15 protein-coding genes and 1 pseudogene are annotated in these 16,690 nt (G+C 48.6%); 13 read left to right on the plus strand and 3 right to left on the minus strand.

Annotation, left to right across the window (positions count from 1 at the left end; genetic code table 11):
- From OCV31_RS07970 to OCV31_RS08015, 10 genes and pseudogenes are all read left to right on the plus strand, one after another.
- A pseudogene (locus tag OCV31_RS07970) lies at positions 1 to 515 on the plus strand (transposase); the annotation flags it as partial.
- 285 nt (positions 516 to 800) lie between these two features.
- Positions 801 to 2,858 carry an elongation factor G gene (fusA, locus tag OCV31_RS07975; protein ID WP_148474129.1) on the plus strand — a complete coding sequence of 686 codons (2,058 nt, stop codon included), beginning with the start codon at positions 801 to 803 and terminating at the stop codon, positions 2,856 to 2,858.
- Between the two features lie 1,084 nt (positions 2,859 to 3,942).
- A complete protein-coding gene (locus OCV31_RS07980) occupies positions 3,943 to 4,683 on the plus strand; it encodes a sensor histidine kinase (protein ID WP_267303896.1) in 741 nt (246 codons plus the stop codon).
- Positions 4,655 to 5,257 (plus strand): response regulator transcription factor, encoded by a 603-nt coding sequence (locus OCV31_RS07985; RefSeq protein ID WP_148474133.1) that lies wholly within the window; start codon positions 4,655 to 4,657, stop codon positions 5,255 to 5,257. The genes OCV31_RS07980 and OCV31_RS07985 overlap by 29 nt, the downstream gene beginning before the upstream one ends.
- 104 nt (positions 5,258 to 5,361) lie before the next feature.
- A complete protein-coding gene (locus OCV31_RS07990; protein WP_148474135.1) occupies positions 5,362 to 6,003 on the plus strand; it encodes a hypothetical protein in 642 nt (213 codons plus the stop codon).
- A gap of 74 nt (positions 6,004 to 6,077) precedes the next feature.
- Entirely contained in the window at positions 6,078 to 7,301 is a 1,224-nt protein-coding gene (locus tag OCV31_RS07995) for a hypothetical protein (protein ID WP_148474138.1), read from the plus strand.
- A complete protein-coding gene (locus tag OCV31_RS08000) occupies positions 7,298 to 8,389 on the plus strand; it encodes a hypothetical protein (protein WP_148474139.1) in 1,092 nt (363 codons plus the stop codon). The genes OCV31_RS07995 and OCV31_RS08000 overlap by 4 nt, the downstream gene beginning before the upstream one ends.
- Positions 8,390 to 8,407: 18 nt before the next feature.
- On the plus strand, positions 8,408 to 9,265 hold the full coding sequence (locus OCV31_RS08005) for an ABC transporter ATP-binding protein (RefSeq protein WP_148474141.1): 858 nt from the start codon (positions 8,408 to 8,410) through the stop codon (positions 9,263 to 9,265).
- 213 nt (positions 9,266 to 9,478) lie between these two features.
- A complete protein-coding gene (locus OCV31_RS08010) occupies positions 9,479 to 9,652 on the plus strand; it encodes a hypothetical protein (protein ID WP_267303897.1) in 174 nt (57 codons plus the stop codon).
- Positions 9,639 to 9,926 (plus strand): hypothetical protein, encoded by a 288-nt coding sequence (locus tag OCV31_RS08015; protein ID WP_148474143.1) that lies wholly within the window; start codon positions 9,639 to 9,641, stop codon positions 9,924 to 9,926. The genes OCV31_RS08010 and OCV31_RS08015 overlap by 14 nt, the downstream gene beginning before the upstream one ends.
- 29 nt (positions 9,927 to 9,955) lie before the next feature.
- Here OCV31_RS08015 and OCV31_RS08020 read toward each other — a convergent pair whose 3' ends face one another.
- Complete coding sequence (locus OCV31_RS08020; RefSeq protein WP_148474145.1) at positions 9,956 to 10,741, minus strand: zinc dependent phospholipase C family protein; 786 nt, start codon at positions 10,739 to 10,741, stop codon at positions 9,956 to 9,958.
- 44 nt (positions 10,742 to 10,785) lie between these two features.
- On the opposite strand from OCV31_RS08020, the gene OCV31_RS08025 reads away from it, so the two are divergent.
- Positions 10,786 to 11,910 (plus strand): tetratricopeptide repeat protein, encoded by a 1,125-nt coding sequence (locus tag OCV31_RS08025; protein WP_267303898.1) that lies wholly within the window; start codon positions 10,786 to 10,788, stop codon positions 11,908 to 11,910.
- 86 nt (positions 11,911 to 11,996) lie between these two features.
- On the opposite strand, the gene gltA is transcribed toward OCV31_RS08025, so the two are convergent.
- Both gltA and OCV31_RS09720 read right to left on the minus strand, forming a co-directional pair.
- Positions 11,997 to 13,376 carry an NADPH-dependent glutamate synthase gene (gene gltA, locus OCV31_RS09715; protein ID WP_148474147.1) on the minus strand — a complete coding sequence of 460 codons (1,380 nt, stop codon included), beginning with the start codon at positions 13,374 to 13,376 and terminating at the stop codon, positions 11,997 to 11,999.
- Entirely contained in the window at positions 13,376 to 14,227 is an 852-nt protein-coding gene (locus tag OCV31_RS09720) for a sulfide/dihydroorotate dehydrogenase-like FAD/NAD-binding protein (RefSeq protein WP_108832224.1), read from the minus strand. The genes gltA and OCV31_RS09720 overlap by 1 nt, the downstream gene beginning before the upstream one ends.
- A 160-nt stretch (positions 14,228 to 14,387) precedes the next feature.
- Between OCV31_RS09720 and thrC the strand changes: the two genes are divergently transcribed.
- Complete coding sequence (gene thrC / locus OCV31_RS08035; RefSeq protein WP_148474149.1) at positions 14,388 to 15,824, plus strand: threonine synthase; 1,437 nt, start codon at positions 14,388 to 14,390, stop codon at positions 15,822 to 15,824.
- Positions 15,817 to 16,680, plus strand: a complete 864-nt coding sequence (gene thrB, locus OCV31_RS08040) for a homoserine kinase (protein ID WP_148474151.1) — start codon at positions 15,817 to 15,819, stop codon at positions 16,678 to 16,680. The genes thrC and thrB overlap by 8 nt, the downstream gene beginning before the upstream one ends.
- Positions 16,681 to 16,690 lie beyond the last annotated feature (10 nt).

The following is a 16,690-nucleotide window of genomic DNA, read 5'->3' on the forward strand; positions in this document are numbered from 1 at the left end:
CCCCGGCCATCGCCAAAACCCTCCTTGAAAAAGACATCCTGCCCGTCTTCCCCTACACCCGGCCCAAACACAAACCGGCCCTCGACGACCCCTACTACAAACGCGACTTCGTCTACGACGCCTACTACGACTGTTACCTCTGCCCGGAAGAAAACATCCTCCCCTACAGCACCACGACACGTGAAGGCTACCGCGAATACAAAAGCAATCCAAAAATCTGCAAAAACTGTCCTACCCTTCACCGTTGCACTGCCAGTAAAAACCATCAAAAAATCGTCACTCGCCACCTCTGGCAAGACGCCCTGGACATCGCGGAAGACTACCGCTACACCACCCAAGGAAAAGCAGAATACAAACAACGAAAAGAAACCATCGAACGGCAATTCGGCAGCGCGAAAGAATACCATGGCCTACGTTACACCAACCAGCGTGGACGAAAGAAAATGGACCTGAAAGCGGTGCTGACCTTTGCATGCATGAACATGAAAAAACTGGCACTAATGATGGATCGAAAAGAGCGGGACGGAGGAGGCGACGGCCCTTCTTTTACTGATTTATGGAGAAAATGGATTGACAACATAAAAAAGAGACAAACCCCGAGATTTATTCGGAGTTTGTCTGCAGTCTGAAACGAGCTTCGGCTCGTTTTTTTCGTGGAACAAAACAATCGCCCGGAAGGCGGGAGGCGATAAATTTGACAAGAAGAGGGGAGGATGAATGCAAATGTCTTCGGGCTATGATATAATTGTAACCATAAAAACGTTTCCGCAAGGAAATCGCACGATAGGAGGAATAATTGAATGAAAGAATATAACACGAGGGAAGTCCGTAACTTGGCCCTGGTCGGGCACAGCGGATCGGGCAAGACCAACTTAACAGAAGCGCTCCTGTACCAATCCGGTGCCACGAAACAAATCGGCCACGTGGATCAAAAAAATACCCTTTCGGACTTCTCTAAAGAAGAAAAAGAACGGGGAACATCCATCGGCACGAGCATTATTCCTATCGAATGGCGAAAGATGAAATTAAATATAATCGACACGCCCGGTTACATGGACTTCATTAGCGAAGCCATGGGCGCCTTAAGAGCGGCCGAAGCGGCGCTGATGATTATCGACGCCACCGCCGGCGTACAAGTCGGCTCGGAAAGAATGTGGAAATACACGGAAGAAATCGGCTTGCCGCGAATTATTTTCGTGAACAAGATCGACGGAGAAAACGTTAATTTCCGCGCCTTAATGGAACAAATCGAAAGCCTCTTCGGTAAGAAAGTTATTCCCTTCTCCGTCCCCATCGGCGAAGGCGAAGATTTTGTCGGCGTAACCGACGTTATTTTCCAAAAAGGCTTTGAATACAAAAACGCCGCTCCGGAAGAAGTGGAATTAAATCACGATCAAGTGAAAGCCACGGAGCGTATGTACGAAGAAATCGCCGAAGTCGTCGCCGAAAGCGACGAAGTCCTTATGGACAAATACTTCAGCGGCGAAAAATTTACCCGCGACGAATTGCTCCGCGGTGTCACCGCCGCGCTCATTAACGGCGACGCCGTGCCCCTCTTGGTCGGCAGTGCGGAAAAAGGCATCGGCATCGACATTCTCTTAAATACCATCGTCAACTACATGCCCTCACCCGACGACGAACGGGCCCACACCGGCTTCCGCTACGAATCCGGCGAAGAACACACCATTTCCGACGACGAAGCCTTCTCTGCCGTCGTATTTAAAACCATTACCGACCCCTATGTCGGAAAAATTTCCATTTACAAAGTGTTGAGCGGCACCATGACCAAGGACACGGCCCTCTTCAACAGCTCCCAAGATGCGGACGAAAAGAACACCGGTCCCTTTATTATTCGAGGCAAGGAACAAATCCCCGTGGACGTCATCCATGCCGGGGACATCGGCGCCATTTCGAAACTGAGCGTCACCAAAACCGGCGACACCCTTTGCGACAAGGCCCACAATGTGGTTTACAAGCGCGTAAAAATGCCGCAACCGGTTTACTTCTATGCCATTGAAGCGGCATCGAAAAACGACGAAGAAAAGCTCACCACGTCCCTTCGCAAACTTCAAGACGAAGACCCGGGCATCGTGATCAATCGCAACGCCGAAACGAAGCAAATGACCATCGGCGGCCAAGGGAATGTCCACCTGGACGTTATCTTAGATAAATTGAAGAACACCTTCGGCGTCGAAGTGAAGAAAGTGCCCTTTATCGTGCCTTACAGAGAAACAATTCGCGGCACGGCCTCGGTTCAAGGGAAACACAAGAAACAATCCGGCGGCGCAGGCCAATACGGCGACGTATGGATTCGCTTCGAACCCTCCGACGAAGATTTCGTCTTCGACGAAGAAGTCTTCGGCGGCAGCGTGCCGAGAAACTACTTCCCCGCCGTTGAAAAAGGCTTGGAAGAATCCATGGAAAAAGGCGTCCTCGCCGGCTTCCCCGTCACCGGCGTCAAGGCCGTGCTCTACGACGGCAGCTACCACGACGTGGACTCCAACGAAGTCAGCTTTAAGATGGCGGCATCCATCGCCTTTAAGAAGGGGATTGCCGAAGCGAAACCCGTGCTCTTAGAGCCCATTATGGCCGTTGAAGTGGCCGTGCCCGACGAATACATGGGCGATGTTATGGGCGACATGAATAAGCGCCGTGGAAGAATCCTCGGGATGGACCAACAACCCGGCGGCGGTCAATTGATTATGGCCGAAGCACCGCAAGCGGAAATGTACGAATACGCCATCGATCTTCGGGCCATGACCCAAGGTCGCGGTTCCTTCACCATGGAATTCGTTCGCTACGAAGACGTGCCCGCACAACTGGCGGAAGAAATCATCGAAAAGGCAAACAAAGAATAAAGCAAAAAGGCATCTGAAATGTACTGACCCCCAAAAGTTGGACTAAGAAAACCAATCTTTGGGGGTCACTTTAGTTTGTGGCGTGTTTTTGCGTTGAGCAAGAGCAAATTCTTTGCCGAAAGGCGAGGAATCCACTTTAACTTTAGATCAATCATCAAACATCGGAAGACGGCTCCAATGATGTTCGGACAAAAGTTAGGTGAAATTTCCTTTTCAATTCAGTATGATTAAAATAGAGACGAATGGACGTGAGGAGGAAGCCGTGAATCGATTTTTGCCGTATAAAAAACCGATCTTGCTTTGGAGCCATAGCCTAACCCAGCTGGCCCTTTATTGGTTTTATTTAGTTGCCGTAAAAAAAGGTGGCGGCAGCTTTCATATCGTCGCCTTAATCGGTCTTTTTACGCTCACGAATTTTATCTCTTTCTTTATTCTGTTGGAGGAGAGAGAAAAAAATTACGTTTATCGGGTTTGTACCACTCTACTTTTGATTCCCCTTTATTTTATCTCGGAAGATTTCATTGTCGCGTATCTGGTCAATGACATTCTTCTTCGTTACTTTTTTGTTCTTCAGCTGATTTTTTCCTATATGGACATTGTCTTGGAAGGACACTTTCGTTTCAGACCTTTTCGTCTTATTACACTCCTCGCTTTTTTAGCGATCTTTCTTCTATCGACCTTTTCCTCTCTAAAGGTCAACTTTCTATACATGGGGATCTATTTTATCTTTTGTTTGTTTCCCCTTCTCTTTTTCCTCGTCAAAAAAAATGAAATTCAGGGGCGGGGCCTTTACAGTTACCGCATTATGGTGTCGACTGCGGTCTTTTTGGTCTTGTATTTATGGGGCAGTTTCTATCTTTCTTCTCTATGGAATTATTTTGAGAATTTCGAAGAATTTTACATAATGGCCGTCTTGGCCGCCGTCTTAATCTATTTGTTAATAAAAGCGTGCCGTTTATCGATCAAAGCCTTTGTCCCGTTTTTTAAAGAGTGGGCGAAGTTTTGCTTTGTGCTTTTTCTCATTCTTTTTATCGTCAACGGTTTACCAAGGAATTTTACCGAAATCTTCTTTCTCTCCCTTTACTTGAGCGCGTTTTTCGTCATGGTCTCCAATTACTTCAATTACCGCGACTTGAGCCGGGAAGAGATAGGTAATCTCTTGAGCAGGGGAAGGGAAAATCTCCTGTTGGATAAGTATGCGCGCCTCTATTCCGAGAAAAACACTCGCTTTCTTCACGACATGATTTTGCAGGACATAATTCTCGTGCAGAAGCTGGTTCAAAAGGCTCCGCCTTTTTCAGAGAGGGAGCAAGTTCTGGAAATTCTCTCCAACGACATTAAAAAAATTCGCCAAGAATTGAATGCCTATGACCCGATCTTAAGTCCTAGAGTAAGCTTAAATAATAATTACTATGGACTTATTAAGGATTTGGAAGACAGGTATCAAAACTGCGGCATTTTAATTGACTTCACTTGCTCCGAGGATTTTTTCGTGCCCGGTCCCTACGACCGTTTTCTGTATAAAACCCTTTACGAGTTGGTGAGCAATCTTTTTAAACACGGAAAGGGCGATTACGTGGAAATTCATTTGGAGGAAAACCAAAAGGAGATTCATCTTTCTATGACAAATTACGGCGATTACTTGGAGGAAGGTGCGGGTCGGAGCACCGGCTTGAAATTGTTGGATTTCGAAACCAAACGGCTGGACGGAGTATTTCGGGTAGAAGAGGGCCGAGAAGGGGAGGAAAAGTACCTGGCCTTTTATGTGAATGTACCGATTAAGAAGGAGCGGATCTATGAAGATTATGTTAATCGAAGATCATAAAATGCTGGCCCAATGCCTGAAGATGGATTTAGAATCCGGCGGGGACATCCGTGTGGATATTCCGGAGAAAATGAAAGACATAAAAGACAAATTACAAGAAGTAACCTACGATCTTTTGCTTATAGACATTAATCTGGACGGCTTGGCGAAGGGAGAAAACGGTCTGAAGTTAAGCGAAGCGTTGATACGGGATTTCGGTGTGAAAGTGTTGATTTTATCGGGCTATAATCTGGATTTTTACCGGGAAAAGGCCATGGATATGGGCTGTATGGGTTTTATTTCGAAAGAAGAGTCGACCCAAAGTCTTTTAGCGAAGATACGAGGGGTTTGCTTGGAGAACAAAAGGTATTTTTCTTCTAAGAACCATCTTCAGGAAAAGCTCACGGAAAATGAATTAAAAATTCTCCGGCTCTATGCCTTGGGAAAATCACGAAAAGAAGTCGCAAAAGAAGCCTATATGTCAACCTCTTCTCTGGCCGTTTTATTAAATCGCATTTACGGCAAGTTGAACGTAAAGAATTATCAAGAAATGGTACAAAAAGCCAGAGAAATCGGCTATATAGACCCCTTTTAAGAAGAAGCGCCACAAGCCTTCTTCTTTTTTGTGAAAAGTTCGGACAAAAGTTAACTGTGACCGAGGTGTAAATTGCCTATAATCAATAGAAAAGGAGATGGAAGATGATGAACAAGAAAAAAGTGGTTTTAGGAATTTTTGTGGTTTTAGTCGTACTGGCCTCGGCGTTGTATCTAAAAAAAGAATCCACTTATTCCATGGTGCAGGATCAAAGGAAAAGTGAAGATAGCCAAGGCAAAACACAGGACGGTCCCGATGAGAGAAGCCCGCAAGACATTGCTGCGGACAAAAAGATTGCCAAGCAACGGGCGAAGAACAGAAAGGACTGGATCGAAAAAGGTATGTCCGGTTCGGTGACCAGAGGCGGCGATGTCGTTCTCGGGCCGACCGGGGAGGACAGAAGTCTCGATCTATTTATCGAATTGGATCAAGCGGTGTCAAATTACATTAAATCAAAACCGGACATCTATCCTGCAAGGGAAGAGGGACACGAGAATGATCACGACGCTGAGTTTGTCTTTGCGCCGACGGTGGATTACCGAATTGATGAGATGATTGGTACTATCCCTGCGGAAGCGCGAAAAGGACCGATTCAAGGTCTTAAGAATGACGAACTCTTTGTCTATGAAGCCAGGCGGCTGGACGGGTCCTATGACGAACTTCTCCTAGCCAAGCCTCATGGCGAGAAGGAATGGAAGGTGGTCTTTACCGGTTCTTACTACGACTTGAAAAAGGCGGTTCAATAAGGGCAAAAAACGAAAAAATTCTTTTGAAGAGCAGAAATAGGACGGCCGGTGTTAGTAAAAAGGGGGAGAAGTCGATGTTTGCTGTCGTAAAACTGGAATTTAAAAAAATAGCGACCAAGAACAATGCCCTGATTGCGTGCCTGTTTTTGTTGATTTGTGTGGCCAAGATTCTTCCCTATAGCCAATCCCTGGACATGGTCTTAGAGGGAGGAAAATTTGGCTCCGGCCTTTCCTATTGGAAATTGATGAAAGAAGAAGGGATTAAATACGACGGCCTTTTAACCGAAGAGCAAATGAAAAAGGTCCAGACCCTTTACAACCAAAGCAAAGAAAAAGACTATGTGGAAGGCGCACGAACGGAAGAAAAAGAGTTGGGCTTGAAGCTGATTTATCCCTTCCAGTGGCTCGCGCAAAGTTTGAATTTTCCGAAAGATATTGAAATCCAAGACTTTTCAATTCATATGAGCGACCAAGGGATTGAAAATTTTTACCAAGATCGCTTAAAGGCAATCGGTTCATGGGCGCGCACCTCGTATCGGTCCTACGACCGGTCGGAGGTTGAAAGCATTCTTCGCCAAGCCGGAGAAGTGAAAACGCCTCTTTACTACGCTTACAACGAAGGCTGGCGCTACATGGGCGACGCCCTGCACATGACTTTTTATATTTTTTTAATCTACTTGGCCCTCGCCCTGTCTTCCTTAACGTCGGCCGACGAAGCGCAGGGATTTACTGAAATGGATGTGCACGCGAAGAATGGGCGCCTTTCCCTCTACTTAGCCAAGGTAAGGTCGGCAGAATTATTTGCAGGACTCGCGTACCTCGCTTATTTGTTTTTTTTGCTTCTCTACCACGGAATGATTTATTCCCTTCACGGAGCCGATGCCTCCATCGAATTTTATGCCGGACCGGCGATTTTCAACCTCACTACTTGGCAAGGGTATTTTCTGGAAGCCTTATCCGGTTTTGCCGCCGTTCTCGTGGTGGTCAATATCATTCTCTTATTCTCCCTGGTCTTTCGCAAGTCGAAAGTCTCCCTGCTCGTCTTGGTGCTCGCCTTTGTTTGGCTTGAGAAGTGGGCGGATTCGCCGCAGTCTTGGGCGAATACTCTGGCCTACTTTACGCCGCAAAACTTTGTGCGAGGTAATTTCTCCGCGTCCAAGCTTCTTGTCCTTCAAAACCACGTCTATCCCTTTACGGCGATGGCCTGCTTTCTGTCTTTGATTTACGTTGCGAGTAGCCGAATTTTGGCCATGCCGATAATGAACCGCTATTACTTAAAAGGAGGAGAGGGCAAATGAAGTTTTTACTGGAAGTCAATAGAAAAAGAATGCTTCCCTTTCCCTACCTTCCGGCCCTCTGTCTGTTTTTGTTGCTTTCGTCGATCTGCCTTATCAAGGCGGAACAGATGAGGTATCTTCAAGAGAGCTTGCACGTGGAAATTTCTGACGGTACGGAATACCGCTACCTGATGGCGGAGAACTGGTACAACGATAAAAAAGTGGAGAATTTAATCGCAAAGTACGACTTGCCTCAAGAAAACTTGGTCAAAGAGAACATTTCCATTAATGAGTTTTTGCCGGTGGAGAGTATAAATGACGCTCTGCTTCAAGGAGACAAGCAGCCGTCACAAGGCTTTTTCGAGTATCGAATGAATCTGATAAAAAAGGCAGGCCAAGCTCAAGGAGCGAAGCCAATGGATCGGCTACTTATCGGTTATTGTGAAGGTTGGAAAGTTCTCCTCCGTAACTTCGATAAGATTTTTTACGCCGTCGCCTTGGCCTTGCTTTTTCTCCTCGTTCCCGTAATGAAAGAAGACGAGCGGTTCAAAACGAAGGACATGGTGGAAGCCACCCTTTACGGGAAGAAAAAACTCTTTCAGGCTCGGCTGATCAACGGTTTGGAAATTGGCGTCTTCACCTATGTGGGCGGCGTGGCTCTGTTTTCTCTTTTGGTTTTGTTTATTTACGGAAGCGACGGCCGAGACCTTTTCATTCAAAATTCAAGGGAATTTTTCCTCTTTCCTATTCAGGTAACCTATCTTCAGTACTTTAGCTATAAATTTTTAAACGGCCTCGCACTGACCATTTGTCTAGTCTTTCTTTTTCTTTTTTTAGGCGATCGAATCAAAGACGTCAAGGTCTCCTTTTCCCTTGTTCTGGCCTATGTGTCCATTCATTTCTTGCTTCAATCCCTGTGGACGTCTCCCGCTACCGGGAAATTCCTTTTCCTCTCTCCATTGGCTTTAATAAATATTGAAGGTCTTTGCGCTCGCGTATCTTCTCCGGGGCTTGAAGGTTGTTATTTGCTTTCACTGATCATCCCCATGGTTTACGGGGCGCTCTTATGGATCGGGTTGTGGCTGGGGAAAAGGAAGTCGTTTGGTTAAGCATAAGGAGCGCTGATTATGTTAAAAATTGAAAGCTTAAGCAAAAAATTTGGAAAGAAAGAAGCTCTTTCGGATGTGAACATGGAACTGGATTCCGGAATTTATGGGCTTTTAGGGGACAACGGCGCCGGCAAGTCTACCTTGATGCGGTTATTGGTCGGCGTAGATACGCCGACGAGGGGCCATATCCTCTACGAGGGAGAGGATATTTCTCAGTTGAAGGGGAAGTATCGTGGTCTTTTAGGTTACATGCCCCAGGAATTCGCGGTTTTTCCCGGCTTTACGGCCGGTGAGTTTCTAACCTATATGGGCGCATTAAAGGGATTAAGTAAAAGGGAATTGAAGGAAAAAATCCCCCGGGTTCTCGATTTTGTAAACCTTCAGGATGTGAAGGACAAAAAAGTATCGACTTTTTCCGGTGGAATGAAGCGGCGAGTCGGCATCGCTCAAGCCTTACTCAACGATCCGAAAATCCTTATTTTAGATGAACCGACGGCCGGTTTGGATCCCGGCGAACGCATTCGATTTTCAAACATTTTGTCCAATATGTCCAAAGACAAGATCATTCTTTTTTCAACCCATATTATTTCCGACATTGAAGCCATTACAAAAAACATTATTATTTTAAACGACGGAAAAATCAGGGCCAAAACCACGTCGGATAAGTTAATCGAAAAAATGGAGGGCCTTGTGTTTGAGGTGACGATTCCATTTTCGGAATTGGCAGCTTATGAAAAAAAGATTCAAATTATTCGGATGCGTTATGAAGGGGAGTATTTAAAAATTCGCTACACAGGCAGCACCTTGGAAGGCGCCCGTCCCGTCCAAGCGAATCTTGAAGACTACTATATTCTTCATCGTAACGAAGTTATTTAGGCACAGCATCCATGAAAAAGGACCTGCGGTTGAACTGACCCAAAATAATCTTAAAAACCTGGGGTGGGAGATAAACAATGAAATCCGCATAGAACTAATGTTATGTAAAACAAGATCGAGCAAGCGAAATGCTTGCTCGATTAAGTCCAACTTTATGGGGTCACCCAGAAAGGGTGCCTTTACATATGTTTTCCGCGAGTGTAAAATAATTTCATGAAACGATATTTACTCTTATTTTACGACGTGAGCCGCTTTTTTATTTTTTCAAACGTATTAAGTGAATCGGACAAACTTTGGGTTCGGATTCTTTGCTCCATCTTGTTGGTGGCATCGGCCTATGATTTTATCGACCATGTGAAAGAGGTATTTCGCCATGAACAAGCTTAAATCCACCATAAAAAAGGCGGCGCTGGCCTTTGCCCTGGCGGGCCTCGCTGGCTTTCTCATTGTGGCCCTGACAAAGACCGCCTACCCGGATCCCCTTTTTGTTTGGCTCACCCGCATCTCCATGCCGGCGATTTTTATCAGCCTGGGTCTTTATGTCGTGTACTGGCTTATGGAGCTGGTCGATCTCGCAAAGAAGAAGGAATGGGGGCTCGTGGCCGGGCAGTTGCTTATCGGCGTTCTCATTTGTATCTTTATTTTAAGAAAAATAAGATAAGACCTCATCGAAAGATGAGGCCTTTTTCATTACCGTCCGTTGAAATTTAATTGAAAAAAGGGCGGATACTCGCCGCCTTCCGTGAAGGCCAAAACGGCCCTTCGCGCCACGGGATAGGCCAGATTCATGAGCTCTTTCATGACAGGATTGGTGATGTAAATGGAATCCTCATAGCCTTCGGGGTTTAAAAGCATGCCGCCGAAGGCCTCGTCCACGCCGATTGCCTTCAGGAGCTTGTGTTTGCGGCGGTAGCTTTTTAAATCATCCACGTGGAAAAATTGCTGGCCCATGCGAAACGAGGCCAGGGCTCGATGCACGTCGTGGCGGTCCATGCCGAAGGCCTTGTAGGCGCGAGCGGCGTCATCTGCCACATGGGCGGGGGAGGGCAGGAGATCTCGGCAGAGAAAGACCGTGGGATCGTAGCCTTCTTCTTCTAAAATCACCCGGTCGAAATCCCGCTCCAAGGTGACGTGGTCGATGGAAATTTTCTCCTCCACGCGGTCGATGTAGGGATGAACCGTCATGTCCAGTGAAAAATGGGTTAAGAAGCCGAAAAAGTAGGCCCAAGTCGGGGAGAGGACGGGCCCCTTGCGGGTCCAATCGGCGTTTTTTTCGATAAAATCCGACAGGGGCTTAGAATGAATTTTTGCTCCGATCTCATGTTTTTTCGAGGTCAGGTAGTAAAAGAAAATGTCCGGCCCCTGGGCGCCGAGATAGTAATGCTCGGGGTAGGCGGCGATAATATCCCGGGCCTTTTCGGGCAAGGCGGGTAAGAGGCGTTCGGCAAAAAAATAATGGGTAACGAGACTCGACATAACAACTCCTTTCGAGCTTTGGTATACTATAAGCGGAGGTATCAATGGAACAACAATACAACGATTTTATAAACAGCCTGACAGGCGATTACGTAGAGGATTTAAATGCCATCTACGACGAAGTACAAAAGCTTTCCCTGGCAGGGGAAGGGGAACTGGCTGAAAAACTTTTAAGCTATGGACAAAAACTCATGGCCGAGCACCGTGGAGAAGACGGGGATTACCGTAGTCTGAAACAAGACGGCGCCGGCATCGATAAGTTTTATACCCTATTGGACGCGGTTTTCGCCAAAACATTGGACGAAGACATGGAAGGGGCCAAGGAATTTATCGACCGCATGGTGGAAGAAGTGGACTTTTTACGAACGGCTCTGGAAGCCTTGGACAGCGGGGAAAAATTTTACTCCTTCCAGTCCATGGTGGAAGAAGTGATCTGCCGTATAGAGCGAGACGGCGATCGTCTGCCCATTTTAGGGCCTGAGATTGATATGTGGCTTACCCTGCGCGGCGGCGTGGCGGCGGAATTAAAGGACTACGACGGTGCCCGCAACTATTTGGAAAAAGCCTTGGCGGTGAATCCCATGTCCACGGCCAATTACCTGACCTTGTCGAAAGTGGCGCGCCAGGAAGGGGACATGGAAGGGGCGAAGGCGTACAATCAACAGGCCTTCGAATCGTCCTATCTGGCATCGGATTTTTCCCAATGCTTCTCCAACGAGGGTTACTTCCTCTTTAAGGAAAACAAGCCTTCCCTCGCCCTCGCCATGAGCATGATCGCCAAGGATTACGATCCGGACAACGACGCAGCCGAGGGAAATCTCATTATGATCGGCCAGCGCTTCGGCGATCCGGAGCCCGCATCGAAAGAGGCTTTTTTAAATTACCTGAAAGCGCGCAACATCAAGGGCGCACCGGATCCGGACCGAGTTGAAACTTTAAAGCGGGTGGCCGAAAAAGCGGAGGAAGAAGGCAATATCGACTTCGCCATGGAAATCTACATTAATCTCGACGCCATCTTAAAGGACGAGGCCATTCACAAAAAAATTCACGAACTGGCCGCTCATTACGAAAGAGATGGGGAAGAGGATCACTGCTGCGATCACGATCACGACGATTGCTGCGGCCACGATCACGATCACGACGATTGCTGCGGCCACCATCACGAGTAAAGAAATCCACACAAATTTATTAGAAGCACAAAGAAGCAGCCGATCGCTCGACTGCTTCTTTCATTGGATTTCAAATCGAAATCGTATTAATTTTTGCTCTTGATGTATTTATCGATCCCTTCGGCAGCGTGTTTGCCTGCGCCCATGGCCAGGATAACCGTGGCGGCACCGGTAACGGCGTCGCCGCCGGCAAAGACATCTTCAACGGAGCTTTGGCCTTCTTCGGTAATAATGATGCCTTGCTTCTTGTTGGTTTCGATGTCCGGGTTGGTGCCGGTAATCAAGGGGTTCGGGTTGGTACCCAAAGCCATAATGACCGTGTCCACTTCGACGTCGAAGTCTTCGCCTTCCTTGGGAACGGGGCGGCGACGGCCCGATTCATCGGGTTCGCCGAGTTCCATGGGGCGAAGGGTCATGGTCGTAACCCAACCGTCTTCATCGGCGTGGATTTCAACGGGAGAGGTAAGGAAGTGGAATTCAATTCCTTCTTCTTTGGCGTGGTGAACTTCTTCGGCACGTGCGGGAAGTTCAGCTTCCGTACGACGGTAGACGACGGTTACGTCGGCGCCTAAACGCTTGGCGACGCGGGCGGCGTCCATTGCCACGTTCCCGCCACCGATAACGGCGGTCTTGCGACCGGCGATAATGGGCGTGTCGTAGCCTGCTTCGTAAGCGTGCATCAGGTTGGTACGGGTTAAGAACTCGTTGGCACTGAAGACGCCGTTGAAGTTTTCGCCGGGAATGTCCATAAAGCGGGGAAGACCGGCGCCGGTACCTAAGAATATGGCTTCGTAGCCTTCGTCGCGAATGGCTTCCAAGGACATGGTGCGGCCGACGATGGTGTTGGTTTCAAACTTAACGCCTAAGTCTTTTAATTTGTCTACTTCGCTGGCAACGACGGTGTCGGGGAGACGGAATTGGGGAATCCCGTAAACCAATACGCCGCCGGGTTGTTGCAGAGATTCGAAGACGGTGACGTCGTAACCTTTTTTCAAAAGTTCGCCGGCAACGGTAATCCCTGCGGGGCCTGCACCGACGACGGCAACTTTGTGGCCGTTGGACGGTTCGGGTTGAATGGTTTGAATGTTGTTTTCACGAGCGTAATCCGCTGCGTAGCGTTCCAATTTACCGATGCTGACGGCGTCGCCTTTATTGGCCAAGACACAGTATTTTTCGCATTGGCTTTCTTGGGGGCATACGCGACCGCAAACGGCGGGAAGTGCCGTGTGCTTGGAAAGTTCCATGGCAGCGCCCTTGGGATTGTCTTCGGCGATTTCGTGAACGAAAGCGGGAATGTTGACGGAAACCGGGCAGCCCTTCACACATTGGGGGCTCTTGCAGTTTAAGCAACGTTTTGCTTCTTGGACAGCTTCTTCATGATTGTAGCCGTAGCAAACTTCTTCGAAATTTTTATTCCGTTTATTGGGATCTTGTTCCCGTACGGGCACTCTAGTAAAGCGATCCATTAGGCATTCCTCCAGACTTGTTGACCCTTTGTCTTTTCCACGTTCATGTATTGTTTTTGACGCTTCATAGCCAAGTCGAAGTCCACTTTGTGGCCGTCAAATTCCGGACCGTGGACGCAGGCGAATTTCGTTTCGCCGTCGATGTTGACACGGCAAGCGCCGCACATGCCGGTTCCGTCGACCATAATCGGGTTTAAGGAAACGATGGTGTGCAGATCGTATTTCTTCGTGGTGAGGCAAACGAACTTCATCATGATCATGGGGCCGATGGCGACACATGTATCGTAGGATTTGCCTTCGTTTTCGATAAGGTCGTCGATTTTTGCGGTAACCATGCCGTTGAAGCCGTAGGAACCGTCGTCGGTGGTGACGTAAAGCGTGCAGTCCAGATCTTTGAATTCTTCTTCGTAAATGACGGCCTCTTTGTTCTTGAAGCCGATGATGACATCGCAGTGGATGCCGCGTTCAGACAGGTAACGGACTTGCGGATAGACCGGAGCGGCACCGATGCCGCCGCCGACAAATAAGTACTTTTGTTTTTTCAATTCTTCGTCGCTCAATTCGGTGAAATCCGAAGGAACGCCTAAGGGGCCGACGAAGTCTTTTAATTCGTCGCCTTGTTCTTTCTGGGACAATTTCGTCGTCGACGGACCGGATGCTTGGACAACTAAGTCGACCCAGCCTTCTTCGCGATCGTAGTTGGCGATGGTTAGCGGCACGCGTTCGGCGCGTTCATCGGCGATAACGATAACGAATTGGCCCGGTTGAGCGGCGACGGCGACTCGCGGCGCGTGAATGCGTAGCAAAAATACATTGGGCGCGAGATTTCTCTTTTCTAAAATTTTAAACATACTACCCTCCCTATAATGTTGTACGTCCATTATAATAAATAGTTAGAAAAATATCAACTTGTGAAATCTTTTTTCCGCGAGCGTTTGCCTCTTGATCGGGGGGCGAAAATAGCGTAAACTGTGATACATTAATGAAATAGAGAAGGCAAAGGAGACGACGATGCAATTTTATTCTACTCGCGACAAGACTCGGGTCGTAACGGCGAAAGAGGCTATTTTCAGGGGTCCGGCCGATGACGGCGGCCTCTTTGTTGCAGACCGAATTCCCAAAATCGACTTGAATCAATACATGGATTATTCCTACGAAGCTTTGGCGGCGGAAGTGCTCCATTTATTTTTTGAGGATTTTTCTAAAAACGATTTACTCGACTGGTCCCGGAAGGCCTACGGCTCTTTTTCCGGCGAGGAACCGGTGGGTTATTTCGATTTAGACACCATCACCGTGGCGGAATTATTCCACGGGCCCACGGCGGCCTTTAAGGACTTTGCCCTTCAAATGCTTCCCTACCTCATGGCCGCATCGGCGGAGGGAAGAAAGGTGCGGATTTTAACGGCCACCAGCGGCGACACGGGCAAGGCAGCCTTGGCGGGCTTTCAAGATGTAGAAAACACGGATATCTTCGTCTTTTATCCCGCCCACGGCGTCAGCACCATGCAGCGGCGTCAAATGTCCACCCAGCGGGGAAATAATGTTTACGTCTACGGCATCGAGGGCAATTTCGACGACGCTCAGCGCACGGTAAAAGAAATTTTCAGAGACGACGATCTGAGAGAGGCCTCGCGACGTTCGGGCATCGAATTTTCTTCGGCCAACTCCATTAATATCGGCCGGCTCGTGCCCCAAGTGGTGTATTATCTCTATTCCTACTTGGCATTGGTGCGCAGAAACATCATTGCCATGGGCGATGCCATCGACATTTGCGTGCCTACGGGAAATTTCGGCAATATTTTAGCTGCCATGTACGCCAAGGAAATGGGCATGCCCGTGGGGCGGTTTATTTGCGCCTCCAATAAAAACCACGTGCTCACGGATTTTATTACCACCGGCGTCTACGATAAGAATCGGGATTTCTACAAGACCACCTCGCCTTCCATGGATATTCTCGTGGCGAGCAATATCGAGCGCTATTTGCATTTGGTTTTAAAGAAAGATTACAAAGTGCGGGAGAAAATGGAATCCTTGAATGCCACGGGCCGCTTCGAGATTCCCATGGACGTGATCAATCGCTCGAAGCTCGTGGGCTATTGGTCCACGGACGCGGAAGGGGAAGCGCGGATCAGGGAAGTCTTCGATCGCTTCGGCTACGTCATGGATCCCCACACGGCGGTGGCTTACGACGGGGCGAAGAAACACGGCTCCGCCAATCACGTCCTGGTCATGGCCACGGCGAGCCCTTATAAATTCCCCGACACGGTGGCGGATGCTCTGGGAATCGAAGGGGATGGAGACGTAGATCTTTTGAAAAAAATCGAAGACGCGACCGGCGTTTCTTGCCCGAGGCCTTTAAGGTCGGTCTTCGACCTGCCCGAGCGCTTTAATAAAAGCATTACGGTGGAAGAAATGAAAGAAGTGGTGAAGGAGGGATTTCATGATTAAACTGCGTGTACCGGCGACGACGGCCAATATGGGGCCGGGCTTCGACGTCATCGGCCTGGCTTTGGATTTATACAACACCTTTACATTTGCCCTGGACGGCGGCGACTGCGACAAAGAGAGCATGATTTATGAGGCGGCGAAAGTGGTCTTCGACAAGGCCGGCGCCTCCATGGAGAAATTCAGCTACCGAGTGGATGCGGATATTCCCATCGCCCGGGGCCTGGGCAGCAGCGCCACCTGCATCGTCGGCGGCATGGTGGGGGCAAATGAATTGCTCGGCGCGCCCTTCGCCCAAGATGAAATTTTAAAAATGGCATCGGATTTCGAAGGGCACCCGGACAATGTGGCCCCGGCCCTTTTAGGCGGCTGCGTCATCAGTTTACCCGCAGGCGACGGCGTGGTTTACAGAAAAATTAACAACATCGACAACTTCGCCACCATCGCGGCCTTCCCGGACTTCGACCTGTCCACGGCCAAGGCGCGGGCGGCCCTTCCCAAGTCGCTCTCCTATGCCGATACGGTGTCGAACATCGGCCACATGGGCTTTTTGATTCACGGCTTGGAAACGGCGGACACGGAAGCCCTGTTCTTCGGCTTGGAAGACAAGATTCACGAGCCCTACCGCAGCAAGCTCATCGCCGGCTACGACGTGATGAAGACCCTGGAAGAGGATCACAAGGGCCGCGTCCTCATTAGCGGCGCCGGGCCAACCCTGTTGTTTGTCACGGAAAAATCCGCAGACCTCGAGGCGATTAAAAGGGATTGGGAAAAAATTTCCGAGCCCCTTGACGCCGCCTGGGACATTCGGATTCTCCACATTACCACCACCGGCGTGGAAATTTTAGAAAATGCGTAAAAAATGAGCC

Origin of the sequence: Aedoeadaptatus acetigenes, from assembly GCF_025566985.1 — a bacterium.
In the GTDB taxonomy this organism is placed as follows: Bacteria; Bacillota; Clostridia; order Tissierellales; family Peptoniphilaceae; genus Aedoeadaptatus; species Aedoeadaptatus acetigenes.

Bases quoted from the DNA above. Each gene is read 5' to 3' on its own strand.
- fusA (WP_148474129.1), top strand. From the start codon at position 801: ATGAAAGAATATAACACGAGGGAAGTCCGTAACTTGGCCCTGGTCGGG.
- OCV31_RS07985 (WP_148474133.1), top strand. From the start codon at position 4,655: ATGAAGATTATGTTAATCGAAGATCATAAAATGCTGGCCCAATGCCTG.
- OCV31_RS07990 (WP_148474135.1), top strand. From the start codon at position 5,362: ATGATGAACAAGAAAAAAGTGGTTTTAGGAATTTTTGTGGTTTTAGTC.
- OCV31_RS07995 (WP_148474138.1), top strand. From the start codon at position 6,078: ATGTTTGCTGTCGTAAAACTGGAATTTAAAAAAATAGCGACCAAGAAC.
- OCV31_RS08000 (WP_148474139.1), top strand. From the start codon at position 7,298: ATGAAGTTTTTACTGGAAGTCAATAGAAAAAGAATGCTTCCCTTTCCC.
- OCV31_RS08005 (WP_148474141.1), top strand. From the start codon at position 8,408: ATGTTAAAAATTGAAAGCTTAAGCAAAAAATTTGGAAAGAAAGAAGCT.
- OCV31_RS08010 (WP_267303897.1), top strand. From the start codon at position 9,479: ATGAAACGATATTTACTCTTATTTTACGACGTGAGCCGCTTTTTTATT.
- OCV31_RS08015 (WP_148474143.1), top strand. From the start codon at position 9,639: ATGAACAAGCTTAAATCCACCATAAAAAAGGCGGCGCTGGCCTTTGCC.
- OCV31_RS08020 (WP_148474145.1), bottom strand. From the start codon at position 10,741: ATGTCGAGTCTCGTTACCCATTATTTTTTTGCCGAACGCCTCTTACCC.
- OCV31_RS08025 (WP_267303898.1), top strand. From the start codon at position 10,786: ATGGAACAACAATACAACGATTTTATAAACAGCCTGACAGGCGATTAC.
- gltA (WP_148474147.1), bottom strand. From the start codon at position 13,376: ATGGATCGCTTTACTAGAGTGCCCGTACGGGAACAAGATCCCAATAAA.
- OCV31_RS09720 (WP_108832224.1), bottom strand. From the start codon at position 14,227: ATGTTTAAAATTTTAGAAAAGAGAAATCTCGCGCCCAATGTATTTTTG.
- thrC (WP_148474149.1), top strand. From the start codon at position 14,388: ATGCAATTTTATTCTACTCGCGACAAGACTCGGGTCGTAACGGCGAAA.
- thrB (WP_148474151.1), top strand. From the start codon at position 15,817: ATGATTAAACTGCGTGTACCGGCGACGACGGCCAATATGGGGCCGGGC.